Origin of the sequence: Lactobacillus sp. CBA3606 (genome assembly GCF_002970935.1) — a bacterium.
GTDB lineage: Bacteria > Bacillota > Bacilli > Lactobacillales > Lactobacillaceae > Lactiplantibacillus.
The window spans coordinates 2,422,263-2,449,069 of sequence record NZ_CP027194.1; the positions used below are offsets into that span (position 1 = coordinate 2,422,263).

General features: G+C 43.6%; 18 protein-coding genes and 7 tRNA genes. 22 read left to right on the forward strand and 3 right to left on the reverse strand.

The annotated features are described in order from the left end of the window. Positions 1-80 precede the first annotated feature (80 nt). The 15 genes from C5Z26_RS11735 to C5Z26_RS11805 all read left to right on the forward strand — a co-directional run bounded on the left by C5Z26_RS11735 (position 81) and on the right by C5Z26_RS11805 (position 15,412). A complete protein-coding gene (locus tag C5Z26_RS11735) occupies positions 81-716 on the forward strand; it encodes a deoxynucleoside kinase (RefSeq protein WP_105450079.1) in 636 nt (211 codons plus the stop codon). Positions 717-1,002: 286 nt separating this feature from the next. Further along, a complete protein-coding gene (serS, locus tag C5Z26_RS11740) occupies positions 1,003-2,280 on the forward strand; it encodes a serine--tRNA ligase (RefSeq protein WP_105450080.1) in 1,278 nt (425 codons plus the stop codon). A 346-nt stretch (positions 2,281-2,626) separates the two neighbouring features. After that, positions 2,627-2,708: transfer RNA gene (locus C5Z26_RS11745), tRNA-Leu, on the forward strand. Between the two features lie 3 nt (positions 2,709-2,711). Further along, positions 2,712-2,784: transfer RNA gene (locus C5Z26_RS11750), tRNA-Thr, on the forward strand. Between the two features lie 22 nt (positions 2,785-2,806). Then, a tRNA-Gly gene (locus tag C5Z26_RS11755) sits at positions 2,807-2,878 on the forward strand. Positions 2,879-2,886: 8 nt separating this feature from the next. Next, positions 2,887-2,972 (forward strand) — tRNA-Leu (locus C5Z26_RS11760). Positions 2,973-2,981: 9 nt separating this feature from the next. Then, a tRNA-Arg gene (locus tag C5Z26_RS11765) sits at positions 2,982-3,055 on the forward strand. 8 nt (positions 3,056-3,063) lie between these two features. Further along, positions 3,064-3,137 (forward strand) — tRNA-Pro (locus C5Z26_RS11770). Positions 3,138-3,192: 55 nt separating this feature from the next. Further along, positions 3,193-3,266, forward strand: a tRNA-Pro gene (locus C5Z26_RS11775). Positions 3,267-3,542: 276 nt separating this feature from the next. Then, positions 3,543-4,010 (forward strand): CtsR family transcriptional regulator, encoded by a 468-nt coding sequence (locus tag C5Z26_RS11780; RefSeq protein ID WP_105450081.1) that lies wholly within the window; start codon positions 3,543-3,545, stop codon positions 4,008-4,010. Between the two features lie 18 nt (positions 4,011-4,028). Beyond that, positions 4,029-6,533 carry an ATP-dependent Clp protease ATP-binding subunit gene (locus C5Z26_RS11785; RefSeq protein ID WP_105450082.1) on the forward strand — a complete coding sequence of 835 codons (2,505 nt, stop codon included), beginning with the start codon at positions 4,029-4,031 and terminating at the stop codon, positions 6,531-6,533. A 144-nt stretch (positions 6,534-6,677) separates the two neighbouring features. Next, a complete protein-coding gene (locus tag C5Z26_RS11790; protein ID WP_105450083.1) occupies positions 6,678-7,277 on the forward strand; it encodes a TetR/AcrR family transcriptional regulator in 600 nt (199 codons plus the stop codon). A 243-nt stretch (positions 7,278-7,520) separates the two neighbouring features. Then, complete coding sequence (gene rpoB, locus C5Z26_RS11795; protein WP_105450084.1) at positions 7,521-11,126, forward strand: DNA-directed RNA polymerase subunit beta; 3,606 nt, start codon at positions 7,521-7,523, stop codon at positions 11,124-11,126. Positions 11,127-11,143: 17 nt separating this feature from the next. Further along, positions 11,144-14,785, forward strand: a complete 3,642-nt coding sequence (gene rpoC / locus C5Z26_RS11800; protein ID WP_105450085.1) for a DNA-directed RNA polymerase subunit beta' — start codon at positions 11,144-11,146, stop codon at positions 14,783-14,785. A gap of 180 nt (positions 14,786-14,965) precedes the next feature. Then, positions 14,966-15,412, forward strand: coding sequence for a MaoC family dehydratase (locus C5Z26_RS11805; RefSeq protein ID WP_105450086.1), 447 nt, complete (start codon positions 14,966-14,968; stop codon positions 15,410-15,412). A gap of 129 nt (positions 15,413-15,541) precedes the next feature. Here the strand turns inward: C5Z26_RS11805 and C5Z26_RS11810 are convergent, their stop codons facing one another. After that, positions 15,542-16,339, reverse strand: coding sequence for an enoyl-CoA hydratase-related protein (locus C5Z26_RS11810; protein ID WP_105450087.1), 798 nt, complete (start codon positions 16,337-16,339; stop codon positions 15,542-15,544). Between the two features lie 349 nt (positions 16,340-16,688). Here C5Z26_RS11810 and C5Z26_RS11815 point away from each other — a divergent pair, with 349 nt between their 5' ends. The 3 genes from C5Z26_RS11815 (at position 16,689) to C5Z26_RS11825 (ending at position 20,791) form a co-directional block, all read left to right on the forward strand. Continuing rightward, positions 16,689-17,441 (forward strand): MIP/aquaporin family protein, encoded by a 753-nt coding sequence (locus C5Z26_RS11815; protein ID WP_105450088.1) that lies wholly within the window; start codon positions 16,689-16,691, stop codon positions 17,439-17,441. Positions 17,442-17,922: 481 nt separating this feature from the next. Beyond that, positions 17,923-19,137, forward strand: a complete 1,215-nt coding sequence (gene fabV / locus C5Z26_RS11820) for an enoyl-ACP reductase FabV (RefSeq protein WP_105450089.1) — start codon at positions 17,923-17,925, stop codon at positions 19,135-19,137. Between the two features lie 58 nt (positions 19,138-19,195). Further along, positions 19,196-20,791 (forward strand): acyl CoA:acetate/3-ketoacid CoA transferase, encoded by a 1,596-nt coding sequence (locus tag C5Z26_RS11825; protein WP_105450090.1) that lies wholly within the window; start codon positions 19,196-19,198, stop codon positions 20,789-20,791. Positions 20,792-20,857: 66 nt separating this feature from the next. Here C5Z26_RS11825 and C5Z26_RS11830 read toward each other — a convergent pair whose 3' ends face one another. Then, positions 20,858-21,772 carry a LysR family transcriptional regulator gene (locus C5Z26_RS11830; protein ID WP_105450091.1) on the reverse strand — a complete coding sequence of 305 codons (915 nt, stop codon included), beginning with the start codon at positions 21,770-21,772 and terminating at the stop codon, positions 20,858-20,860. A gap of 44 nt (positions 21,773-21,816) precedes the next feature. Between C5Z26_RS11830 and C5Z26_RS11835 the strand changes: the two genes are divergently transcribed. Continuing rightward, entirely contained in the window at positions 21,817-22,545 is a 729-nt protein-coding gene (locus tag C5Z26_RS11835) for a type I pantothenate kinase (protein ID WP_105450092.1), read from the forward strand. On the opposite strand, the gene C5Z26_RS11840 is transcribed toward C5Z26_RS11835, so the two are convergent. After that, positions 22,528-23,217 (reverse strand): prepilin peptidase, encoded by a 690-nt coding sequence (locus tag C5Z26_RS11840; RefSeq protein WP_234005693.1) that lies wholly within the window; start codon positions 23,215-23,217, stop codon positions 22,528-22,530. The two genes, C5Z26_RS11835 and C5Z26_RS11840, sit on opposite strands and share 18 nt — an antisense overlap. A gap of 253 nt (positions 23,218-23,470) precedes the next feature. On the opposite strand from C5Z26_RS11840, the gene rpsL reads away from it, so the two are divergent. The 3 genes from rpsL to fusA all read left to right on the forward strand — a co-directional run bounded on the left by rpsL (position 23,471) and on the right by fusA (position 26,612). Continuing rightward, positions 23,471-23,884 carry a 30S ribosomal protein S12 gene (gene rpsL / locus C5Z26_RS11845; protein WP_105450093.1) on the forward strand — a complete coding sequence of 138 codons (414 nt, stop codon included), beginning with the start codon at positions 23,471-23,473 and terminating at the stop codon, positions 23,882-23,884. Positions 23,885-23,897: 13 nt separating this feature from the next. Continuing rightward, entirely contained in the window at positions 23,898-24,368 is a 471-nt protein-coding gene (rpsG, locus tag C5Z26_RS11850) for a 30S ribosomal protein S7 (RefSeq protein ID WP_105450094.1), read from the forward strand. Between the two features lie 144 nt (positions 24,369-24,512). Continuing rightward, a complete protein-coding gene (fusA, locus tag C5Z26_RS11855; RefSeq protein ID WP_105450095.1) occupies positions 24,513-26,612 on the forward strand; it encodes an elongation factor G in 2,100 nt (699 codons plus the stop codon). Positions 26,613-26,807 lie beyond the last annotated feature (195 nt).

The following is a 26,807-nucleotide window of genomic DNA, read 5'->3' on the forward strand; positions in this document are numbered from 1 at the left end:
TTGACATGGGTGTGCGTACAATATGTAGTGTTGCTTTGAAAGCTAATTAAAAACGGACGTGAATAAAGGAGAGAACCCCCATGCTTGTAATGTCAGGAACAATTGGTGCCGGGAAGACGAGTTTAACGCACCTAGTTGCGGATCATTTTGATTCAACTGCGTTTTACGAATCCGTCGATGACAATCCTATTTTGCCATTATTTTATAAGAATCCTAAGAAGTACGCATTTTTACTCCAAATCTATTTTTTAAATAAACGATTAGGTAGTATCAAGTCGGCTTTTACAAACGATTTAGATGTCTTAGATCGATCAATCTTTGAAGATTCGTTGTTATTCCACTTAAACGGTGACTTAGGCCGGGCGACGAGTACGGAAGTTGATATTTACGATTCTTTATTAGATAACATGATGCAGGAATTGCCAGAAGCTGAGCATCAAAAAAGTCCTGATTTATTGATTCACATCAACATTTCGTTTGAAACGATGTTGAAACGAATCCAAATGCGGGGCCGCTCTTATGAACAGATTGATCAAGATCCAGATTTATATCACTACTATGAAACGCTAAATGCCCGTTATGCTAAGTGGTATGCCGCTTATGATCGGAGTCCCAAGATGCAAATTGACGGGGACGAATTGGATTTTGTGGCGGATCCCGTTGCTCGCCAGACGGTGCTGACAATGATTGATGACCGGGTGAAGGCGTTAAGCTAAGCTGGTTGCCTTTTAACGGCGAATGTCTTATAGTGATAGCAGTATAGTAAACACGGCGCGTTTAAAGTAGACAGTCAGAGAACCGGTGGTTGGTGTGAACCGGTAGTCGAAACTCCGGCGCGACAAAGTGGGCAGGTAATACTGCACGGCTAAGCCGTTATCCGATTGAGGGCAGGATGAGTGGATCATCCTGAACTTGGGTGGTACCGCGAATAACAGTCTTTTCGTCCCAATTTAGGGATGCGAAGACTGTTTTTTTATGACTATTTTTAAGGAGGATTTTAACATGTTAGATGTAAAAATGATTCGGCAACAACCAGATTTTGTTAAGGAACAACTTGGACACCGGGGGGTCGCAGCTAGTCAGATTGATGATTTGATTCAAGCTGATGCTGATCGGCGCGCCTTGATTTTGAAGAGTGAACAATTGAAGTCCACACGAAATCAAGTTTCCGGTGAAATCTCACAATTGAAGCGGCAAAAGGCGGATGCCAGCGCGCCAATCGCTGAAATGCAAAAAGTGAGCGCTGAAATTAAGGCATTGGATGAAGACCGGCGGCAAGCTGCGGCTAAGGTACAAGATTTAGCGGCCCACTTACCTAATATGCCCCATCCAGATGTGCCAATTAGCTTAGATGAAGACGATGCGGTCGAACTACGACGGATTGGGACCCCACGTCAATTTGATTTTGAACCTAAAGCTCATTGGGAACTAGGCGAAGCGCTAGGAATTTTAGATTTTGAACGAGGCGCCAAGGTTGCCGGGAGTCGCTTCTTATATTATGTTGGCGATGGTGCCAAACTTGAACGGGCCGTTTATAACTTTTTCTTGGATCAGCATGAAGCTGAAGGCTACACTGAAATCTTACCGCCATATATGGTGACGGATGAATCGATGTATGGCACGGGCCAATTTCCGAAGTTTAAAGATGATGCTTTTCGGATTACGACCCAGGATTTGAGCCTCATTCCAACGGCCGAAGTCCCATTAGTGAACTACTATCGTGACGAAATTATTCCAAGTGAACAGTTACCAGTTTACTTCACTGCCTTATCACCAGCTTTCCGGGAAGAAGCCGGCAGTGCTGGCCGTGATACGAAGGGGTTAATTCGGCTACATCAATTTAATAAAGTTGAAATGGTGAAGTTCACTAAACCAGAAGATTCATGGGACGAATTGGAAAAGCTAACTAATAATGCAGAATCACTTTTGAAGAAACTAGGCTTGCCTTACCATGTCATTACGTTAACAACGGGTGATATGAGCTTTACGGCTGCCATGACGCATGATTTGGAAGTCTGGTTCCCAGAACAAAGTAAGTATCGTGAAATTTCAAGTTGTTCTAATTGTACTGATTTCCAAGCACGACGGGCACACATTCAATATCGTGATGACGAGGGTAAGCTTCAATTTGTTCATACGTTGAATGGGAGTGGCTTAGCAGTTGGCCGCACCGTTGCAGCCATCATGGAAAATTATCAAAATGCGGATGGCTCAATCACCATTCCTGATGTATTAGTGCCATATATGCATGGTAAGACGCAGATTACAGCACGAGCTTAAGTTGCGTTAAGACCGTATTAAGGTGTTTAGAGATAAAAACTACTGAAAAGATCGCAATTTTTGCGGTCTTTTTGTTTGCCATCAAATGCCGGTATAAGTGCGATTGACGCAGTGATTAAGGCGGCTGAATCCGATGAAAAATACTTTTTTTAAAATTAGGGGTTCCCATGATTTATCACGAGTGCTATAATATTTCTTGTCGGAAAAATATGCGTTAAAAAGTATATTTATCCATTAAATTTAAAAATATGTTGACAATTATTCAACCGAATGATAAAGTTAAATAGTTGTCATGGCGTACCGGTAAGCACTGCTTGTACCGACAACAAGGCATGATTAATTTCATGCGGGTGTGGCGGAACTGGCAGACGCGCTAGATTTAGGTTCTAGTGTCTTACGACGTGGGGGTTCGAGTCCCTTCACCCGCATATGCCGACTTAGCTCAGTTGGCAGAGCATCTCACTAGTAATGAGGAGGTCGGAGGTTCGAATCCTCTAGTCGGCATTTACAACTTAATACTTATTTTGCGGAAGTAGTTCAGTGGTAGAACATCACCTTGCCATGGTGGGGGTCGCGGGTTCGAATCCCGTCTTCCGCTTTTAATTTGCCGGGGTGGCGGAATTGGCAGACGCACAGGACTTAAAATCCTGCGGTTAGTGATAACCGTACCGGTTCGATCCCGGTCCTCGGCATTTTAATTTGCACCCATAGCGCAATTGGATAGAGTGTCTGACTACGAATCAGAAGGTTGTAGGTTCGACTCCTACTGGGTGCATTAGTTATCGGGAAATAGCTCAGCTTGGTAGAGCACCTGGTTTGGGACCAGGGGGTCGCAGGTTCGAATCCTGTTTTCCCGATCGATTAAAACAGTCTTAGTTAATTTAACTAGGGCTTTTTATTTAAATTTTTTAACGGGAAGTAGCTCAGCTTGGTAGAGCACTACGTTCGGGACGTAGGGGTCGCAGGTTCAAATCCTGTTTTCCCGATCAGATTTAACCGAAAATGACCAGTTAGTTAGGCGTCAATCATAGTGAGCTGGCGTTCCCTTAAAGGATGAGACTTTGTGCTCATCCTTTTTTGTGCTGTCAACTAGGTATTATTGACCGGTCGAATCAATTGAAAGCGACTGGTGGGCGTGCTATGCTGTAACAACCGTAGGGAACCGATGCGGCCGCGCTTTAGGTAAAATTCTTTGCAATTTCATATTATCCTCGTATAATGAAAGTCAATATTAGTCAAAGATAATGTAAAGGGTGAAGCTAATGCAAAGTCAAAATATCTCCGATATCATTGAAAAATATTTAAAAAGTGTTTTGGCGGACGCGGCGCATGTTGAAATTCGACGGTCAGAAATTGCGGATTTGTTTAACGTGGTTCCCTCCCAGATTAATTATGTGATTAAGACTCGTTTTACCATTCAAAATGGTTACTTGGTTGAAAGTAAACGTGGCGGTGGCGGGTATATTCGCATTGAAAAGGTTAATTTAGTCGATGATGCAGACGTTTTGGACACCCTGATTCAAGTGATTGGGGATTCCATTACGCAACGTGACGCCTACGCGGTCGTCCAAAGTCTTTATGAAGACGACGTGTTAAATCGTCGCGAAGCCCAATTAATTCTAGTTGCTACTGATCGGAATACCTTAAAGGTGGACGATCATGATTTAGAAAATAGCTTACGGGCGCGAATTATTATTGGTATTTTAAATCATCTACGTTATGAAAGTTAAAGAAAGCGAGGAATCGCAATGGATAACCTATTTACCCCGAGTGCCAAAAGTGTCTTAGTCTTAGCGCAAGAGCAGGCTAAGTATTTTAAACATCAAGCAGTTGGTACGGAACATCTATTATTAGCGTTGGCCATCGAGAAAAATGGGATTGCTAACAAGGTCTTGCAACAATATTCCGTGACTGAGGATGATATCCGTGAAGAAATCGAACGGTTTACTGGCTATGGGACTTTAAGCAATGTTGGTAAAGACACCTATTTACCCTATTCACCAAAAGCTAAAGAGATTTTATCAGTTGCCGGTGACGAAGCTAAGCGGCTTGGCGCTAATAAGATTGGCACCGAACATCTATTATTAGCGATGCTCTCTGATGAAAGTATCTTGTCCTCGCGAATTTTAATGAACTTAAATCTTGATTTAGGTCAGACCCGCAAAGTGGTCTTACGTAAGCTCGGTGTCAGTGATGCCATGGGTAAGCGTAAAGCTAATGCGCAAACGCGAAACGCCAAATCCACGGAAGGGACGCCAACCTTGGATTCCTTAGCGCGTGACTTAACGCAATTAGCGAGTGAACAAGAAATGGATCCAGTCGTTGGCCGTTCCAAAGAAGTCAAACGGGTCATTCAAATCTTGTCACGACGGACAAAAAACAACCCTGTGCTAATTGGTGAACCTGGGGTTGGTAAAACCGCGATTGCTGAAGGTCTGGCGCAAAAGATTATTGCAGGTGATGTGCCGAGTGATATGGCCGATAAACGCCTAATGATGCTTGATATGGGCTCATTAGTAGCGGGAACCAAATATCGTGGCGAATTTGAAGATCGCTTGAAAAAAGTTATCGACGAAATTTACAATGATGGGCATGTTATTTTATTTATTGACGAATTGCATACCTTAATTGGGGCCGGTGGTGCTGAAGGGGCGATTGATGCTTCTAACATCTTAAAACCCGCCTTAGCTCGTGGTGAACTTCAAACCATTGGGGCCACAACTTTAAATGAATATCAAAAGTATATTGAATCAGATGCAGCCTTAGAACGGCGTTTTGCGACCGTGATGGTCAATGAACCAACGCCAGCTGAAGCTGTTGAAATCTTAAGTGGGTTACGGCCACGCTATGAAGATCATCATCATGTCATGATTACCGATGAAGCGGTAGAACAAGCAGTCAAGCTTTCGAATCGCTACATTAGCGATCGATTCCTACCGGATAAGGCGATTGATTTAATGGATGAAGCCGCCGCTAAAGTGCGGATTGACCAAATGGATCAACCAACTAAGTTATCTAAAAATCAAGATAAGTTGACGCAACTTCGACAAGCTAAAGAAGCCGCGATTGAAGATCAAGACTTTGAACAAGCGGCCGATATTCGGAAACGTGAAATGAAATTAAAACAACGGTTAGCGACTTTAGCCGCTGATCAACAGGCTGAGGTTGCTGATGGCACAGCTCAAAAGTATCAGTTACAAGTGACGGGTGAAGATATTGCCCAAGTGGTGGCTGAATGGACTGGCGTGCCGTTGACACAGTTACAAAAGACTGAAAGTGAACGGTTGGTTAACCTTGAAAAAATCCTGCATCAACGAGTTGTTGGACAACCAGAAGCGGTTTCAGCAGTGGCTCGTGCTATTCGGCGGGCCCGGAGCGGCTTGAAAGATCCAAGTCGTCCCATCGGTTCTTTCATGTTCTTAGGCCCCACTGGGGTTGGGAAGACCGAATTAGCTAAAGCCTTGGCTGAAGCGATGTTTGGTTCAGAAGATAATATGATTCGAATTGATATGTCTGAATACATGGAACGGTATTCGACGAGCCGTTTGATTGGTTCGGCCCCTGGTTATGTCGGTTATGACGAAGGTGGCCAATTAACTGAAAAAGTTCGGCAAAAGCCTTATTCAGTCGTATTGTTTGATGAAGTTGAAAAAGCTCATCCAGATGTCTTTAATATTTTATTGCAAGTCTTAGATGATGGTTATTTAACCGATTCGAAGGGACGGAAAGTCGATTTCCGCAATACGATTTTGATTATGACGTCGAACTTAGGTGCGACAACGTTACGTGATGAAAAATCAGTTGGTTTCGGTGCGGCAGATAAGGCCAATGATTATCAAGCAGTTTCGGCGACAATTCGAGAAGAACTTCGAAAAGCCTTCCGACCAGAATTCTTGAACCGAATTGATGAAACCATTGTCTTCCACTCACTCAACCGTGAAGAATTACACGCGATTGTCAAGTTGATGGCGCAAGAAATTGTCGGTCGGGTTGCGCAACAAGGCATTAAAATTAAGATTACAGCGGCTGCCATTGATGTGGTTGCAAAGGCGGGCTTTGACCCTGAATACGGCGCACGTCCAATTCGACGAGCCTTGCAAACTGAAATCGAAGACCGGTTAAGTGAGTCCTTATTAACTGGCGAAATTAAAGTGAATGATCAGGTTACCATCGGTGCCCATAAAGGGACCATTACGGTTAATGTGAAAGCTCAACCGAAATCCGATGGTCGTTCGACAGTATCTTCAAGCTAATCTAAAGGTAAAGGGTAGGTCTGGAACTTCGGTTCTAGGCTTATTTTTTTATTTTAGAATTTGCGGCGTATTTCAAGACTGGCGACTAGCCAGGTTTTGGTGTAGATTATAATAGGAATTAAGAATGGAAAGAAGGTGGTCGCAATGGTAACACGTGCCGAACAGCTAGCACAAACGCATCAGGCGATTTTATCTGCTGCGCGCGAGTTGTTTTTGAAAGGTGGCTATGCCGCAACGAGCACTCGTGACATTGCCAATGCGGTTGGCATTACGCAACCGGCTTTGTATCATCATTTCAAAGATAAAGAAGTTATTTTCTTGGCCGTCATTACGACGGTCGGCGCTGAAATTAAAACAGGACTGGCCGCCATTTTAACTGATCAAACGCAGTCACCGTTAGAACAATTGACGGATGTATCGCTGTTGTTGACTCACAAGCATCCGGCAGATGTATTTACGTTAATTCATACGAGTTTTAAAGCACTAACTCGGGAGCACATTCAACAATTAGCCACGGTCTTTGCGACTGATTATGTGCAACCACTCCAAACGTTTTTTGAACAAGAACGGGTCACGTTGCAAGCCGGAGTTACACCACAAATGGCCGCTAATTTTTATTTGACCAGCTTGAGTCCGCTATTCAATCGGTTTCATCAGATTGGTGATCCCCAAGCTGATGAACGGGCTCAAGTGCAAACGTTATTGAAAATGATTTTATTTGGCGTGGCGACGCAAAATAAGTGAAGGTTCTAGATTGACAACTAACCGCGTTCGTTGTATATTATAACTTGTCTGTAACCGTGAACTCGAACAAACGCGCAATCTATTGTCTGCGCGGTTTGTTAATATAATCCCAAAAATAGTCCAACTTAAATGACTATTTTTGGTTTTTTTATGCCCAAAATTCGGTTTTTAGTGCATTTGTAACATAAATGTAATATAAGCGATGAGGGTCGAGGCACGGAATAATAAGAAGGGGTGAACAACTTGGCCGGACATTTAGTTAAATACGGTAAACACCGTACCCGTAGAAGTTATGCACGTATCAAGGAAGTTCTTGATTTGCCTAACTTGATCGAAATCCAATCTGATTCATATCAGTGGTTCTTGGATGAAGGTCTCCGGGAAATGTTTGAAGATATTTTGCCAATCGACGATTTTGCAGGAAAACTTTCACTTGAATTTGTCGACTATCAACTATTAGAACCAAAGTACACCGTCGATGAAGCCCGTGAACATGATGCGAATTATTCCGCACCACTGCATGTGACTTTACGATTGACTAACCATGAAACTGGTGAAATTAAATCGCAAGATGTATTCTTTGGCGATTTCCCATTAATGACTGAACAAGGGACCTTTATCATTAACGGTGCCGAACGGGTCATTGTTTCACAATTGGTTCGTTCACCCGGTGTTTACTTTAATGAAGAATTAGATAAAAATGGTCGTCCTAGTTATGGTACGACGGTGATTCCTAACCGTGGGGCCTGGCTTGAATTAGAAACTGACGCCAAACAAATTTCGTACGTTCGGATTGACCGGACTCGGAAAATTCCATTAACGGAATTAGTTCGGGCTTTAGGTTATGGTTCTGATGACGATATTATCGAAATGTTAGGTGAAACTGACAGTTTGCTATTAACGTTGGAAAAAGACGTGCATAAGAATACGGATGATTCCCGTGTTGAAGAATCGTTAAAAGATATTTATGAACGGCTACGTCCTGGCGAACCCAAGACTGCTGATAGTTCACGGAGCCTTTTAACGGCACGGTTCTTTGATCCTAAACGTTATGACTTTGCACCCGTTGGCCGTTATAAGGTTAACAAGAAGCTCAGCATGAAGACGCGTTTAATGGGTCAAACCTTAGCCGAAACTTTAGCTGATCCAGATACTGGTGAAGTTATTGCGCAAAAGGGTGATGTCATTGATAAGAATGTCATGGCTAAACTTGGCGATTACTTGGAACGTGACGACTTTAAGACGGTTACTTATACGCCATCTGATGAAGCTGTTGTGACGAATCCAATGGTCTTGCAAGTCGTTAAAGTCTATTCACAAAATGATCCTGAAAAAGTTGTGAATGTCATTGGTAATGGCAATATTGATTTGAAGTTCAAGCACATTGTGCCAGCTGATATCATTGCTTCTATTAATTACTTCTTTAACTTGCGTGAAGGTTTAGGCACGACTGATGATATTGATCACTTGGGTAACCGTCGGATTCGTTCAGTTGGTGAATTGTTACAAAACCAATTCCGAATCGGGTTATCACGGATGGAACGGGTTGTTCGTGAACGGATGTCAATCCAAGATGCAGCAACCGTTACCCCACAACAATTAATTAATATTCGCCCAGTTGTTGCTTCAATCAAGGAATTCTTTGGGTCTTCACAATTGTCTCAATTCATGGATCAAACGAACCCCTTAGGTGAATTAACGCATAAACGGCGTTTATCAGCCTTAGGACCTGGTGGTTTGACGCGTGATCGGGCCGGTTATGAAGTTCGAGACGTGCATTATACCCATTATGGTCGGATGTGCCCAATCGAAACGCCTGAAGGTCCCAATATCGGGTTGATTAATAGTTTGTCATCATATGCCAAGGTTAACCGTTATGGGTTTATCGAAACGCCTTATCGACGGGTCGATTGGACCACACATAAGGTTACTGACAAGATTGACTATTTAGCTGCCGATGAAGAAGATCAATTTGTCATTGCCCAAGCTAACTCCCCATTAAACGATGATGGTTCATTCGTTGAAGATACCGTTTTGGCCCGTGAAAAGGAAGAAAACTTGGAAACTTCAATCGAAAATGTCGATTACATGGACGTTTCGCCTAAGCAAGTTGTTGCCGTAGCCACCGCATGTATTCCTTTCTTGGAAAACGATGACTCTAACCGGGCCCTCATGGGTGCCAATATGCAACGACAAGCGGTGCCTTTGGTTGATCCCCATGCGCCATTAGTTGGGACTGGGATTGAATACAAGGCAGCGCATGACTCTGGGATTGCTTTAATTAATAAGCATGAAGGAACGGTTGAATATGTTGATGCGCGTGAAATTCGCGTTCGCCGTGACGATGGGTCATTAGATACCTACAAATTAATGAAATTCCGTCGTTCTAATGGTGGTAAGAACTATAACCAACGGCCAATTGTCAAAGTCAGCGATCATGTTGACAACGATGAAGTCTTAGCCGATGGTCCAGCCATGGAAGGCGGGGAATTAGCTTTAGGGCAAAACCCATTAGTTGCCTTCATGACTTGGAATGGTTATAACTTCGAAGATGCCATCATTATTAATGAACGGTTGGTTCGCGAAGATGTTTACACGTCAATCCATATTGAAGAATATGAATCAGAAGCGCGTGACACTAAGCTTGGACCTGAAGAAATGACCCGTGAAATTCCTAACGTTGGGGAAGATGCTTTAAAGAACCTTGACGAAGATGGGATTATCCGCGTTGGTGCTGAAGTTAAAGATGGTGACATTCTAGTTGGTAAGGTAACGCCTAAAGGGGTTACGGAATTATCAGCTGAAGAACGTTTGTTGCACGCAATCTTTGGTGAAAAGGCCCGTGAAGTTCGTGACACCTCACTCCGGGTACCACATGGTGGTGGTGGAATTGTTCAAGATGTTAAGATCTTTACGCGTGAAAACGGGGATGAATTATCACCTGGCGTTAACATGATGGTCCGCGTTTACATTGCACAAAAGCGGAAGATTCAAGTTGGGGATAAGATGGCCGGACGACATGGTAATAAGGGGACTGTTTCAATCGTGGTTCCTGAAGAAGACATGCCGTACATGCCAGATGGTACCCCAATTGATATCATGTTGAGTCCCATGGGGGTTCCTTCCCGGATGAACATTGGTCAAGTTTTGGAATTGCATTTAGGGATGGCTGCTCGTAAGTTAGGCATTCATATGGCAACACCAGTCTTTGATGGGGCGCGTGATTCTGATATTTGGAAAGCCGTTCGTGAAGCTGGGATGGATCAAGATGGGAAGACCGTTGTTTATGATGGTCGGACCGGTGAACCATTCGACAAACGAATTGCCGTTGGGGTTATGCACTATATGAAGCTTAGTCACATGGTTGACGATAAGATCCATGCTCGTTCCATCGGACCATACTCTTTAGTAACGCAACAACCACTTGGTGGGAAAGCGCAATTTGGGGGTCAGCGTTTCGGTGAAATGGAAGTTTGGGCCTTGGAAGCTTATGGGGCTGCTTATACCTTGCAAGAAATCTTGACTTACAAGTCTGATGACGTGGTTGGTCGGGTTAAGACCTATGAAGCCATCGTTAAGGGCGAACCAATTCCTAAGCCAGGAGTGCCAGAATCATTCCGAGTTTTGGTTAAGGAATTACAAGCATTAGGTCTTGATATGAAGGTCCTTGATGCAGAAGATAAAGAAATTGAATTGCGGGATATGGATGACGATGACGATGATGTCGTTAACGTGGATGCCTTGAGCAAATTCCAGCAAGAACAAGAACAAAAAGCCGCTGAAAAACCAGCTAAGGCTGACAAGCCAGCAGCTTCAGAAACAACAAACGCTCACCAGGATAATCAATAAAAAGGGAGGTCGGTCCTTTGATCGATGTCAACAAGTTTGAAAGCATGCAAATCGGTCTGGCATCACCAGACAAGATTCGTAGCTGGTCATATGGCGAAGTTAAAAAGCCGGAAACCATTAACTACCGGACATTGAAACCTGAAAAAGACGGTCTGTTTGATGAACGTATCTTCGGTCCTACTAAGGATTGGGAATGTGCTTGTGGTAAGTACAAACGGATTCGTTATAAGGGTATTGTCTGTGACCGTTGTGGGGTTGAAGTGACTCGTAGTAAAGTTCGTCGCGAACGGATGGGTCATATTGAACTTGCCGCACCAGTGACACACATCTGGTACTTTAAGGGAATTCCTAGCCGGATGGGCTTAGTTTTAGACATGAGCCCTCGGGCACTTGAAGAAATCATTTACTTCGCTTCATACGTTGTTATCGAACCTGGTAACACGCCACTTGAAAAGAAGCAATTGCTTTCTGAACGTGAATACCGTGAAAAGAAAGCCCAATACGGTAATGAATTTGATGCCGAAATGGGTGCTGAAGCAATTAAGCGTCTTTTAAATAACGTTGAACTTGAAAAAGAAGCGCGTGATTTAAAGGAAGCTTTAAAAGATGCTTCTGGTCAAAAGCGGACGCGGGCCGTTCGTCGTCTAGATATCATCGAAGCGTTTGTTACCTCTGGTAATGAACCTGCTTGGATGGTCATGGATGCGATTCCGGTCATTCCCCCGGACTTACGACCAATGGTTCAATTGGAAGGTGGGCGTTTTGCCACTTCTGACTTGAATGATTTGTACCGGCGGGTTATCAACCGTAACAACCGGTTGAAACGCTTATTAGATTTGAATGCGCCTGGTATTATTGTTCAAAACGAAAAGCGGATGTTACAAGAAGCCGTTGACGCTTTGATTGATAATGGTCGGCGTGGGCGTCCCGTTGCTGGACCTGGTAATCGGCCATTGAAGTCCCTCTCACATATGTTGAAGGGGAAGCAAGGGCGGTTCCGTCAAAACTTACTTGGTAAGCGGGTTGATTATTCTGGGCGTTCTGTTATTGACGTTGGTCCATTCTTGAAGATGAACCAAATGGGGTTACCACGTCAAATGGCGTTGGAACTCTTCAAGCCTTTCATCATGAAAGAATTGGTTAAACGCGAATTAGCGTCTAACATCAAGAATGCTAAGCGGAAGATTGAACGTGCGGACGACGATGTTTGGGGTGTCTTAGAAGACGTCATTAAAGAACATCCAGTGCTCTTAAACCGGGCCCCTACACTTCACCGTTTAGGGATTCAAGCGTTCGAACCAGTCTTGGTTAGTGGTAAAGCAATGCGGTTACATCCATTGGCTTGTGAAGCTTACAATGCCGATTTCGATGGGGACCAAATGGCCATCCATTTACCTTTATCAGACGAAGCACAAGCTGAAGCTCGGCTATTAATGTTAGCTGCGCATCATATCTTGGCACCTAAAGATGGTAAGCCAGTGGTTACACCATCACAAGATATGGTTATTGGTAACTACTACTTGACGACTGAAGAAGTTGGTCGTGAAGGCGAAGGCATGATTTTTAAAGACTTGAATGAAGCTCAAAAAGCTTATCAAGCTGGCTACGTGCACATGCACAGTCGGGTTGGGATTCAAGCTTCATCAATGACTGACAAGCCTTTCAACGACGAACAGAAGCAAGAAGTCTTAGTTACCACGGTTGGTAAAGCAATCTTCAATAACATTTTGCCTGGTAAGTTCCCATACTTGAACGAACCGACGAATGATAATTTGATTGATGGCACACCTGCCAAGTATTTCTTGAAGCCTGGTGAAAACATTCATGATTTCTTAGATGGTCAAGACTTAATCATGCCATTTAAGAAGGGTTTCTTAGCAGATATTATCGCGGAAGTTTACAAGCAATACCATGTGACGGCAACGTCACTCTTGCTTGACCGTATGAAGGACTTAGGTTATAACATTTCAACTAAGTCTGGTTTGACGGTTGGGGTTGCCGATGTGACCGACTTGAAAGAAAAGCCAGAAATCATCGATGCAGCACATAAGCAAGTTAACACGATTTCAAAACAATTCCGTCGTGGTTTAATTACGGATGATGAACGTTATGAACGGGTCATTGGTGTCTGGAACGATGCTAAAGACCAAATCCAACAAAAACTAATTGATAGTTTTAGCCCAGATAACCCAATCTTTATGATGAGTGATTCTGGTGCGCGTGGGAACATTTCTAACTTTACGCAGTTAGCTGGGATGCGTGGTTTGATGGCCGCTCCTAATGGGAAGATCATGGAACTACCTATTCTTTCTAACTTCCGTGAAGGACTCTCAGTCTTGGAAATGTTTATTTCAACCCATGGGGCTCGTAAAGGGATGACTGATACGGCCTTGAAGACTGCCAACTCTGGTTACTTGACACGTCGACTTGTCGATGTGGCTCAAGATGTTATTGTGCGTGAAAAGGATTGTGGGACTGACCGTGGGTTACGAATCGAAGCCATCATGGATGGTAACGAAGTTATCGAACCATTATATGATCGGATTCTAGGTCGTTACACGATGAAGACCGTCTTTAATCCTGAAACGCATGAAGAAATTGTTGGTAACAACGTTATGATCGATGAAGACTTAGCACAAACGATTGTTGAAGCCGGTGTAACTGAAGTGACGATTCGTTCGGCCTTCACTTGCAACACGAAACATGGGGTTTGTGAACACTGTTATGGCCGTAACATGGCTACTGGTGACGAAGTTGAAGTCGGTGAAGCTGTTGGGACCGTTGCGGCACAATCAATCGGTGAACCCGGGACGCAGTTAACAATGCGGACTTTCCATACTGGTGGGGTTGCCGGAGACGATATTACCCAAGGGTTGCCACGGGTTCAAGAAATTGTTGAATCACGTAATCCTAAAGGGCGTGCCGAAGTTACTGAAGTAACTGGGACGGTTGAATCAATTGAAGAAAATCCTGCGGAACGGACGAAAGAAGTTACGGTTAAGGGTGAAACTGATACCCGGACTTATACGTTACCGTTAACAGCGCGGATGGCGGTTAGTGAAGGTGACTTCATTCATCGTGGTGCAGCGTTGAACGTTGGGTCAATTGATCCTAAACAATTACTTCAAATTCGCGATGTCTTATCAACTGAAAACTACTTACTCCGTGAAGTGCAACGCGTTTATCGGATGCAAGGGGTTGAAATTGGTGATAAGCACGTTGAAATCATGATTCGTCAGATGCTGCGTAAAGTTCGGATCATGGATCCGGGTGATACGGATGTCTTACCTGGGACCTTGATGGATATTGCTGATTTTAAAGATGAAAACTACAAGACGTTAATTGCTGGTGGAATTCCAGCAACGTCACGGCCAGTTATTCTTGGGATTACCAAAGCTGCCTTGGAAACGAATAGTTTCTTATCAGCGGCGTCATTCCAGGAAACAACACGGGTCTTAACTGATGCGGCTATTCGTGGTAAGAACGATCCATTGATCGGTCTGAAAGAAAATGTCATTATTGGTAAGATCATTCCTGCTGGGACTGGTATGCCGGGTTACCGTCATATCAAGCCTAAGGAAGTTGGCAACGTGGCTGATGGGGTTTACTCAATCAGTGATCTTGAAAAACAAATGCAAGAACAAGATGCTAGCAAGTAATTGCTAAGTAGCGCAATGAGAGTCGGCCGCTGAGTCGGCTCTTTTTCGTACATAAAATTGTAACCGTTACCAAAAGTTATGCCGCCTATAATTAACTGGTATTGTGTATTTAATCACAATCAGGCTATAATGAATTTGAAATCAGCTGATGCAAGGTTGAATAAGTTGGAGGTAAGTAAAATGACAGAATATCAGAGTATTTACGATGACGTGATCGCGATTGGCATGGTTGGGGAGTTTTCTAAACGGGTCACTGAGACCGATGTGGATGATTTTGCCCGGGTTACGGGGGATTACAATTCGATGCATATGAATGAAAGTTTTGCGAAGCAGACGCGTTTCCATCGTCGTATTGCGCATGGCATGATTTCTGCCGGTATGATCTCGGCATGTGTTGGGATGAAAATGCCAGGACCTGGTGCAATTTATCTGAATCAGAGTCTGCGGTTCAGCCATCCGGTTTACTTTGATGACGTTTTAGTTGTTAAAGTGACGGTGACAAAAATTGAAGCTAAACCGCATTTTAAAATTGTGACCTTAGCAACAACGGTGACGAATCAAAATGGAGAAGTCGTAACAAGTGGGGAAGCGCAAGCTATTCCTGCGCAACGACCAGTCACGGCATAACCTAATAAAGGACGGGGGTCGGCCCAAAGACGGGGATAGTCTTTGAGCCGACCTTGCTGTGCGGAAAAATGAGGCGCTAAAAAGGCATCTGGGTTTTTGCCCAGATGCCTTTTTTAATTCAATCGTTACTTATTTTCCAGGAAAAGTGGCTGGTCGTTTCTCAAGAAAGGCGGTCATGCCTTCCGTTTGATCAGCAGTTGCAAAGGTCTGTGCCCACATCTGGGTTTCAAAATCAATGGCAGTGTCTAATGGTAAGTCAGCTGCCCGGTCGATAACGTATTTAGCCATGCCGACCGCAATGAGGCCGTTCTTCATAACCGTTTGAGCAATTTTATCGACCTTAGCCATCAATTCATCAGGGGTTGCGATTTCTTCAGCGATCCCAATCCGATAAGCTTCTTGCGCATCAACCATCGTTCCCATCGCAATCATTTCTTTAGCCTTACCACGGCCAACTAAGCGGGTTAAACGTTGGGTCCCACCAAAGCCAGGTACGATACCTAAAGTAACTTCCGGTTGACCGAATTTAGCCCGGTCTGAAACAACGCGAATATCGCAAGAAGCAGCGAGTTCCAACCCACCGCCTAGGCAATAGCCGTTGACGGCAGCAATCGTTAATTGAGACAGGTTTTCAATGCGGCCAAATGTCGCATGCGCTGTTTTCGAAAGTTCAGCCGCTGCTAATGAATTCATATCACGCATTTCAGCAATATCAGCACCAGCCACGAAAGCTTTAGGACCAGCGCCAGTAATAATGACAACCTTGATAGTATCCGCATTGGCTTTAATGACATCTAAGGCGGCACCAATGTCGTTTAAGGTTGCAGTGTTCAAGGCATTCATTGATTTTGGCCGGTTGATAGTCAAGGTAGCGATGCCAGCTTGGACGTCTAATAAGATATTTTCGTAAGTATTGAGTTTTAACATGTTAATAACTTCCTTTCACAAATTCAGAGGTTACCAACGAGTACTTTCACGCTTAATCATAACGGGTATTTCAAAAATTGCAACCCGATAGTGAATTTATAACAACTGATCAAGTTTAATAAATCCCAGTAAAACAAGGTTCTGTCAGTCTGGTAAAGCGGGACAATAAAAAAATAATGGCAAATATTGTGAATAAAGGAACTAATGAACGACTAGCAAGCATTGCGGCGCCTCACTATAACATATAGTTATGCCAGTTATGAAAAAATATCAGTGTTTACTTGCTTAAATGACTCCGGTATAGTTCGACGTGTTTAAAGCAATCGTCAATTTGAAGGAGGTTTTTATAATGAGTGGTAATTGGCCAGCGAGTTATGCGGCGGAGTTTTTTGGGACTTTAATTTTAGTTTTATTTGGGAATGGTGCGGTGGCAAATTCATTTTTACCAGCTACCACTGGCAATGGTAAGTTGGGTCAAAGTAATGGCGGCTGGTTGTTTATTGCGATTGGATACGGTCTGGGTGTCATGCTACCAGCGATGATGTTCGGTTCGATTTCTGGCAATCATTTAAATCCAGCAATTACAATTGCAGAGGCCTGTGCCGGTATCTTCCCGTGGACACAAGTGTTACCTTATCTAGGTTACCAATTTTTGGGTGCGATGGCAGGACAACTGCTGGTGTTAGCTATTTATTGGCCGCATTATCGGCAGAGCCATGATGCAGCTGCAATTTTAGGCACATTTTCAACGGGAGACGCAACGCAAAGCAATCTTAATGGGTTTGTCACGGAACTGATTGGCACGGCCGTGTTAGTTTTTGGAGCGATGGGCTTATATCGTGGTATGTTCTTCCATCAAAATATCGATATTGCTAACATCGGCGTTGGGTGTTTGATCGCGACTTTAGTGATCTCTGTAGGGGGCCCAACCGGACCAGCCTTAAATCCGGCGCGAGATTTAGGTCCCCGGATTGTTCATGCGCTGTTACCAGTTCCTAATAAAGGGAGCTCTCATTGGGGTTATAGCTGGGTACCAGTTTTAGCATCAATCGTTGGCGCAATCATTGGAATCTTTCTATATAAAGGCTTCTTCGGGTTATAATGGCTATCTGATGGCTTAGCACGTGAGACAATCGTTTGCGCATGAACCTGAAAAGTGGTCGTCATTCTTGCTTTGAGAATGACGACCACTTTTCTTGCGGGGAGGACAGCCCTCACTGAAGTGACCAACGCCGATTGGCTCATTTTTTTCTGAGGTAGCTAAAAAAAGATTGTGAAAAAATATCAATCAATCCCCGTTTTGACGGCTGTATAACTTGTAGTTATATGTATGATAAAAAAATGATAGTGGTGAATGCCTTAGAAAGGGCTTACATTGTGGATGGAGATAATTAGTTGTCCCGGCCGCAAGTTGATGACTAATGTGAATAGCTTAATTATCTAACATAAAAAATTCAATAGTCGCTGGCATCATTGCTTAGCGGTTTCGGTTCCCGTTGCTGACCAACGAGTACTTTCACTGAAACTGGCCCGAGCCAATCCTAGCACGACTAATTGTTAAACTAACAAAGGTGGTTTTTATAATGTCAGAAACAACAATGGTTCAATTAACCGAAAAATTAAAAGGTAACGTGGCACGTTCAGTAAATCCAGAAGGCTGTCGACAAGAAATCCTGAATCAAATTGCGTATGTCCAAGGTAAAGGGCACTATGCCGGGGCGAAGAAAGCCTTAATCGTTGGTGGCTCTTCCAGTTATGGCTTAGCAAGTCGGATTACGACAGCCTTTGGTCAAGGCGCCGATACCATTAGTATTTCTTACGAACGGGCCCCACGTGATGAGAAGATGCTCGGCACAGCTGGTTGGTACAACAACGTTTATTTCCGGGAAGCGGCTGAAAAAGCAGGTCTCATTGGTAAGAACTTTAACGGTGACTGTTTTACACAAGCGATGAAAGACCAAGTTATTGCGTACATTAAAGCTGAATTTGGTGGCAAGATTGATTTGTTAGTTTATTCAGTTGCAGCGCCAAAACGGACTAATCCAGCTAACCCAGATGAAACTTGGCGTTCGGTCATTAAATCAGTTGGCGAACCAGTGACTGGTCAAAATATCAATATGGAAGAAAACGAATTATTTGATCAAACTGTTGAACCAGCAACGCCTGAAGAAGTTGAAGCGACGAAGCATGTGATGGGCGGCGAAGACTGGGAGATTTGGGTTAACGAATTGAAAGCTGCCGGGGTGTTAGCTGAAGGCTTTAAGACCATTTTATATTCATACATCGGTCCTAAGAGTACCTACGCGTTCTATCATGAAGGAACTTTAGGCGCTGCGAAAGATGCTGCGGAAGCTTCATCTCACAAAATTCAAAAGACCTTGAATGATTTAAACGGCGAAGCCTTAATTTCAGTCTCACGGGCGGTTACGACAAAGGCCTCAGTCGTTATCCCAATCTTCCCACTGTATTGCATCGCGTTATACAAAGTTGAAGAAACGACTGGGACACATGAAACACCAATTATGCATAAAGATCGGTTATTCCGTGACATGGTTTATGGCGATTTAAGAGAAGTTGACGATCAAGGTCGCTTACGGCCAGATGCATGGGAACAACGTGCTGATATTCAAGCCAAGGTAGCCGAACTCATGACGAAGATTACGCCAGAAAACTTTAATTCTGATTTAACCGGTTATGCTGAATTCCGCCGTGAATTCTTACAATTGAATGGTTTCGAGGTTCCTGGAGCCGATATTAAAGCTGTTGATTTGGAAGCTTTGAAGAAATTAGAACCATAACATAACGACCCGTTGCGTTAATCGATGGTTGTTTAATCTTGAAAATGAGGTGTTAGAAATGTCAGTGCAATTTATTAATAGCGATGCAGCAGCCCAATTAATTCCCGATGATGCAACCATCGCTTTAGAAGGCTTCTTAGGGTCTGATGTTGCGGAAGAAATTTTACGGAGTATTCGGAAACGGTTTGATACCGAGGGTCATCCAGCCCAATTAGCCATTTGGCATGCTTCTGGAATTGGCGATGGTGCCAACAAAGGGACCAATAACTTGGCAGTCAAAGGGTTACTGCGTCGAATCGTTGGTGGTCACTGGGGATTAGCGCCACAATTGGAACCGCTAGTGGCGGCCAATGACTTTGAAGCTTATAACTTTCCACAAGGCGTTTTGTCGCAAATCTTCCGGGATTCGGCTGCACACAAACCAATTCAAATTAGTCGGGTTGGTCTTGGGACGTTCGTTGATCCCGATGTTGAAGGCGGCAAGCTGAACGAAGCTGCCCAGGCACATGATTTGGTTTCTAAAATTAAGATTCATGGCGCTGATTACCTCGCTTATGAAGTCCCTAGGCCTAACATTGCCATCTTGCGTGGGACGTTTGCTGATGAAAATGGCAATATCACTTTTGATGATGAACCCTTAACCTTGGAATCGACCTCAATTGCGATGGCCGCCCATAATAACGGTGGTAAAGTCTTCGTGCAAGTTAAACGGGTAGTTAAAGCCGGTGCGATGCGGCCAAAGGATATTCGAATTCCTAGTTTGCTAGTGGATTACGTGGTCGAAACTGCGGATGAAACGATGACCATGCAAAGTAATACCACGCAATACAATCCTGATTATATTGATGCGGATGTCGTCAAACCAGCTGGAGCCATTAATGTCGCGTTAGATGCTAAAAAGGTGATTGCGCGCCGGGCAGCGATGTTTAAAGGCGATCAAGATCGAATTGTGAATTACGGTATTGGTAAATATCCAGAAACGGTCTCATTAGTCCTGAAGGAAGAAGGGGCGGCTGAGGATATCACCACGACCGTTGAACCAGGCACGTTTGGCGGTGTGCCAATGGGTGGTGGCGACTTTGGCTGTGCCATTGCGCCCGAAGCAACGATTGATCAACCGTACATGTTTGATTTCTATGATGGTGGCGGTATTGACATCGCCTTTCTAGGCTTAGCTGAACTCGACCACGCCGGCAACATCAACGTTTCAAAGTTCGGACCCAAGATTGCGGGGACTGGTGGCTTTGTTAACATTACGCAAAATACACCGACCGTGGTGTTTACGGGGACTTTTACCGCTGGCGGTTTACGGACGACAGTGAGTGATGGACAATTAAAAATTACCCAAGAAGGTCGGCGGCATAAATTAGTCACGGATGTGGAGCAAATTACTTTCTCTGGCCCCGTTGCGTATAATAATCAGCAACATATTTACTATGTGACTGAACGGGCTGTCTTCCAACTGACGGCGACGGGCATTGAATTAATTGAAATCGCACCTGGAGTGGATTTGCACACGGATGTTTTAGACCAAATGGATTTCATGCCACAAATTAGTCCCAACTTACACTATATGGATGCCCGAATTTTTGAACCAGCATTAATGGGGAATATTACCAATCAAGCGACACAAGCGGTAACCGTTAACGCTTAGCAGGATGTTTAACAGTACCTCATAAAAATAACGGGGTTGGGAAAATTAATCCCAACCTCGTTATTTTTATGATGACGTTATTTGGCGCGGAGTGTGCTTGAAATAGTTGGTGAACCAGTCACTGGTGTAATGCACTAAATTACTGGTGTAGTCATCGCCAAAGCGACAAAGGCTAATATTCCAAGGAAAAACCGGATCAAATTCACGATGCTCGATATTAGTCCCGGCGTAGTTGCTAGCAATTGGGGCTGCAATAATACCGACAGTGTCCATTTCTTGGCACATGTTAAGAATTAAATCCCAAGAACTGGTTTGAAAGAAGAAGTTGGGTTGAATCTTTTGTTGCTGAAAGCGTTGCTTAACTTGGTAAGTGACCATAAAGCTATCATCAAGGGTGACAATCCGTTCTTGTCCGACTTCGTTGAAGGGAATTGCGCCTGGAAAATCATGGAACCGATGCTGATTGTTGAACCAAACAGCGACTGAGTCACGGTAAAGGATCGTTTCGGTAATACCAGGAAAGGTCGCTGGGGCAACAATTACTGCTAAATCAATTTCTTGTAATAAGAGCATTTTTTGTAGTTCATAGGCACCGCGTTCAACAATCTTTAGTTGAATCGTTGGATTTTCCTGAATGAACTTTGGGATTGCACGGTTAAAGACCGTTGAAATAATCACTGGCGCAATTCCAATTGTAATCTTCCCGGTTTGAACGGTCGCGTGATCTCGTAGACTTTGCATCATCGCTTGGTAATCGAGACTGACCTGCCGACCGTTTTGAATCAAATCTTTACCAACCGGGGTTAAGCCAGTGATGCGGCCTTTACGTCGAATAAAGATGCGAACATTTTCAATGTTTTCAAGTTCACTGATGAGTTTACTGAGTGCAGGTTGCGACACGTTTAAGACGCGCGCACTCTTGGTGAGGTTGAAGTCATTATCAACAATCGTGATTAGATATTGAATCTGATGAATATCCATTTAAACGAGCTCCTCTCTAAAATGAAATTAAAGGTGGTGGCGTCATGTACACGTCAAATGACAAATTTTATCAGCAACTTTTAGCCACAACAATGACTGAAAAAATAGGGACACAACCACTCGTGATTGGGATTACTGGCAATGTTGCGGCGGGAAAGACCACATTCGCACAACAGCTGCAACGGTTTTGTCAACAACGGTTACCCAAGGCACAGACGGTGCTAGTCTCAACGGATGACTTCTTGTTGCCAAATGCAGTTTTGAAAGCCCACCATCTAATGGCAGTTAAAGGGTTTCCACAATCGTATCAGGCTGCATTGATGCGGCAATTTGTGACGCAGGTTCAGACTAAGCACCAAATAACACTTCCTAGGTACAATCATGCCATTAATGATATTGATCAGCAACGGTCACAGACGATTTCTCAGCCAGATATTATTATTGTAGAGGGCCTAATGGTCTTACAACCGGTGTTTCAAACTTTACTAACCACGAGTGTCTTTTTAACCGTGGCGCCGGAAGTGAATTACCATTGGTACTTAGCGCGCTGCATGGCCCTGAACTTGCCCGCGCATTATCAAATGGATCAAAATTCTTTTACACAACTCGCACATCATAATTGGTTGACGATTAATTGGCGCAACTATCAAGAAAATGTGTTACCACTAAAAAAATATGCCCAATTTCAGGTCCAACTGAATGCAACTCATCAGATAGCCACGATTACGATCCCACCGATTGACTGTGAGCTAGTGTCAATTAGCGAGGCCTAGCTGGGTTACCAGGATGAAGCCCCAACTGATGAAAGGTACGAAGGGGAGCGGTTGTCGTCGGTGTCGGCTTAAGACAACCAGGGCCCCAATGGCAGCTAACGTTAAGCTGGTGAGTACTTGGGTCGGGGAAGCCACACAACTTAATAGCAACAACACGTCAACGTCACCCAAGCCAAATTTGTTGGTCAAGCGGGCGACTAAATAGAGGCCAACTATTAGACCTAAAACGAGTAATAAGGCAGTATCCCAGATAAAGTGGCGTTGACTAAGACCGAGCAGTGCCGGTAAAATAAACGTCAGCGGGTAGACTTGTAAGGTGTAGTAATCCATGAGACTGTTGAAAATCAAGACGAAGTAGCAACTTAACCAGACGATGGTGAGCATGGATAAGGCTTGCCAGTTATAAAGTAGTAGGCTACCGCAGATTAATTCAATCCAAGTTGAGGTCCAACTAATCGGTTGGTGGCAAGTGTGGCAATGCCCGCGTTGCAAAATTAGGCCGATGATTGGGATAAGTTGCCAGTATCGTAATTGTGTCTGGCAATGAGGACAACGAGAACGTTGCGACCAATTCCAAGGTTGCTTCGTACTGAGCCGGTCAGCACAGCAAGTCATGAATGACCCCAAGCAGGCGCCAGTTAAAAAGAAGTAACTATTTAATAGAAGTAACAAAAAAATTCCTCCTCACTAATCAATAATTACGTGAAGAAAAGCTTATAACATTTATTGACACGCTCTGAACATCATGGTAATCTAGTAAAGGTGCTTTTTGCAGACAGATTCCTGTATAGGAATACAGACATGCTGACTGGTCGGCTAAGCGCAAAACCGCCATCGTTCAGGCGTTATTTTTTATTAAAAAAAGAACCACCTGGATGTGTGGACTTAAAAACTCAGATATTTTGGAAGGAGGACACTTTAGAACATGCCAACAATTAATCAATTAATTCGCAAAGGCCGTAAGTCTAAAGTATCAAAATCGAACGCCCCAGCTTTGAACTTTGGGTATAACAGTTACAAGAAGGTTCAAACTAACAATCCAGCACCACAAAAACGGGGTGTCGCTACTCGTGTCGGCACAATGACTCCTAAGAAGCCTAACTCGGCTTTACGGAAGTATGCGCGTGTCCGTCTATCTAACTTGATTGAAGTTACAGCTTACATTCCTGGTATTGGTCACAACCTCCAAGAACATAGTGTTGTTTTAATTCGTGGTGGACGTGTAAAGGATTTACCTGGTGTTCGTTATCATGTTATCCGTGGTACTTTAGATACTGCTGGTGTCGAAGATCGTCGCCAAAGCCGTTCTAAGTACGGGACTAAAAAGCCAAAGGAATAAGGAGGTAAGTTAAATGCCAAGAAGAGGACATGTCGCAAAGCGCGAAGTTTTGCCTGATCCAATGTACGATTCAAAATTAGTAACGCGTTTAATCAACCACTTAATGTTAGATGGTAAACGCGGAACTGCATCAACAATCTTGTATGATGCGTTCGATCAAATTAAAGAACAAACTGGTAACGAACCTTTAGAAGTCTTCGAAGAAGCTATGAAGAACGTTATGCCAGTACTTGAAGTTAAAGCTCGCCGGGTTGGTGGGTCTAACTATCAAGTTCCTATCGAAGTTCGTCCAGATCGTAAATCGACTTTGGGTCTTCGTTGGATCGTTCAATACGCACGTTCACGTGGTGAACACACCATGTCAGACCGGTTAGCTCGTGAAATCATGGATGCTGCTAACAATACTGGTGCCTCAGTTAAGAAGCGTGAAGATACGCATAAAATGGCTGAAGCCAACCGTGCTTTTGCACATTATCGTTGGTAATATTCCCATGGTTTGGTTAAGGGTTGCCTTTAACTAAACGAAACAACAAGGTGGCTATTATATGCGAGCATATAGTAGCCATTTTTTGAAGAAAAGTTTACATTGTTAATTCCATTTGAATTGAGAGGAGTAACACACTTACTAATGGCTAATACAAGAGAATTTTCACTCGATAAGACGCGTAATATTGGTATTATGGCTCATATCGATGCTGGTAAGACCACTACTACTGAACGTATCTTGTACTATACGGGTAAAATCCATAAGATCGGTGAAACCCATGATGGGGCTTCACAAATGGACTGGATGGCCCAAGAACAAGAACGTGGGATTACTATTACTTCTGCTGCAACGACTGCTGAGTGGAAAGACCACCGGATTAACATCATCGATACCCCTGGACACGTTGACTTCACTGTTGAAGTTGAACGTTCATTACGGGTTTTAGATGGTGCCATTGCGGTTTTGGATGCCCAATCAGGGGTTGAACCTCAAACCGAAACTGTTTGGCGTCAAGCATCAACTTATAACGTGCCACGGATTGTCTTTGTTAACAAGATGGACAAAATTGGGGCAGACTTTAAGTATTCAGTAAGCACGATCGGTGATCGTTTGCAAGCTAATGCGCATGCTATCCAATTACCAATTGGGGCAGAAGACAACTTTGAAGGTGTCATTGACTTAATCGAAATGAAGGCTGACCTTTATGACGAAGATAAGCTTGGGACTGAATGGGATACTGTTGATGTACCTGATGAATACAAAGAAGAAGCCCAAGCTGCTCGTGATGACTTGATTGAAGCGTTAGCTGATATTGATGATGGCATCATGGAAAAGTACTTGAATGGTGAAGAAGTTTCTAAAGCTGAAATCAAAGCTGCAATCCGTAAAGGAACATTAAGCCTTGAATTCTTCCCAGTTTTAGCTGGTTCTGCCTTCAAGAATAAGGGTGTTCAGATGTTAATGGATGCTGTTGTGGACTACTTACCATCACCACTTGATGTTAAGCCTTATAAAGCAACTGATCCTGAAACTGATGAAGCTATTGATTTAATCGCCGGCGATGACAAACCATTCGCTGCGTTAGCCTTTAAAGTTGCAACTGACCCATTCGTTGGTCGGTTAACCTTTATCCGGGTTTACCAAGGGACCTTGGAATCTGGCTCATACGTGTTAAACGCAACTAAAGACAAACGTGAACGGGTTGGTCGTTTACTTCAAATGCATTCTAACCAACGGAAAGAAATCCCAGAAGTTTTCTCTGGTGATATCGCCGCTGCAATTGGTTTGAAGAATACAACTACTGGGGACTCATTAACGAGTATTGAACATCCATATCATTTGGAATCAATGGAATTCCCAGATCCAGTTATCCAGGTTGCTGTTGAACCTAAGACTAAAGCTGACCAAGATAAGATGAACGTCGCTTTACAAAAGCTTTCTGAAGAAGATCCAACTTTCAAGGCTGAAACTAACCCTGAAACTGGTGAAACTTTGATTGCTGGGATGGGTGAATTACATTTGGACATCATTGTTGACCGGATGCGTCGTGAATTCAACGTTGAAGCAACTGTTGGTGCACCTCAAGTTTCATACCGTGAAAGCTTTACTAAGGCCACTAAGGTTCAAGGTAAGTTCGTTCACCAATCTGGTGGTAAAGGTCAATATGGGGATGTTTGGGTTGAATTTACACCTAACGAAGAAGGTAAAGGCTTCGAATTCGAAGATGCCATCGTCGGTGGGGTTGTTCCACGTGAATATATTCCTTCAGTTGAACAAGGCTTACGCGAATCAATGGCCAACGGTGTGTTAGCTGGTTACCCATTGGTTGATGTTAAAGCTAAGTTATACGACGGTTCTTACCATGATGTCGATTCTAGTGAAGCAGCCTTCAAGATTGCCGCTTCAATCGCATTACGGAATGCAACTAAGACTGCCGGTCCAGTTATCTTGGAACCTATCATGAAGGTTGATATTGTGACACCAGAAGATTACTTAGGTGATATTATGGGTCATGTTACCGCTCGTCGTGGTAAGATCGAAGGTATGGAAGAACGTGGGAACGCTCAAGAAGTCCATGCGTTCGTACCGTTAGCTGAAATGTTTGGTTATGCAACGACCTTACGTTCAGCAACACAAGGCCGTGGGACCTTCACAATGGCCTTTGACCATTATGAAAAGGTACCAAAGGCTGTTCAAGCTGAAATTATCAAGAAAAATGGCGGCCAACCGGTCGAAGATTAATCCTGATTAGAAAAAACGTTGAGCATTTTGCTCAGCGTTTTTTTGTCGTTATATACTATAGAAGCAAACTGAAATCAGTAGTGGCAAATTGACATTAAGATTACAAAATGCGAGAAAGACTATTATTTTTTAGCTAACTATGTTATCTTAGTTGTTGCTGGTTTGAAAAAGGTAACTCGAATTACAATGATGGTT

Bases quoted from the DNA above. Each gene is read 5' to 3' on its own strand.
- C5Z26_RS11735 (WP_105450079.1), top strand. From the start codon at position 81: ATGCTTGTAATGTCAGGAACAATTGGTGCCGGGAAGACGAGTTTAACG.
- serS (WP_105450080.1), top strand. From the start codon at position 1,003: ATGTTAGATGTAAAAATGATTCGGCAACAACCAGATTTTGTTAAGGAA.
- C5Z26_RS11780 (WP_105450081.1), top strand. From the start codon at position 3,543: ATGCAAAGTCAAAATATCTCCGATATCATTGAAAAATATTTAAAAAGT.
- C5Z26_RS11785 (WP_105450082.1), top strand. From the start codon at position 4,029: ATGGATAACCTATTTACCCCGAGTGCCAAAAGTGTCTTAGTCTTAGCG.
- C5Z26_RS11790 (WP_105450083.1), top strand. From the start codon at position 6,678: ATGGTAACACGTGCCGAACAGCTAGCACAAACGCATCAGGCGATTTTA.
- C5Z26_RS11805 (WP_105450086.1), top strand. From the start codon at position 14,966: ATGACAGAATATCAGAGTATTTACGATGACGTGATCGCGATTGGCATG.
- C5Z26_RS11810 (WP_105450087.1), bottom strand. From the start codon at position 16,339: ATGTTAAAACTCAATACTTACGAAAATATCTTATTAGACGTCCAAGCT.
- C5Z26_RS11815 (WP_105450088.1), top strand. From the start codon at position 16,689: ATGAGTGGTAATTGGCCAGCGAGTTATGCGGCGGAGTTTTTTGGGACT.
- fabV (WP_105450089.1), top strand. From the start codon at position 17,923: ATGTCAGAAACAACAATGGTTCAATTAACCGAAAAATTAAAAGGTAAC.
- C5Z26_RS11825 (WP_105450090.1), top strand. From the start codon at position 19,196: ATGTCAGTGCAATTTATTAATAGCGATGCAGCAGCCCAATTAATTCCC.
- C5Z26_RS11830 (WP_105450091.1), bottom strand. From the start codon at position 21,772: ATGGATATTCATCAGATTCAATATCTAATCACGATTGTTGATAATGAC.
- C5Z26_RS11835 (WP_105450092.1), top strand. From the start codon at position 21,817: ATGTACACGTCAAATGACAAATTTTATCAGCAACTTTTAGCCACAACA.
- rpsL (WP_105450093.1), top strand. From the start codon at position 23,471: ATGCCAACAATTAATCAATTAATTCGCAAAGGCCGTAAGTCTAAAGTA.
- rpsG (WP_105450094.1), top strand. From the start codon at position 23,898: ATGCCAAGAAGAGGACATGTCGCAAAGCGCGAAGTTTTGCCTGATCCA.
- fusA (WP_105450095.1), top strand. From the start codon at position 24,513: ATGGCTAATACAAGAGAATTTTCACTCGATAAGACGCGTAATATTGGT.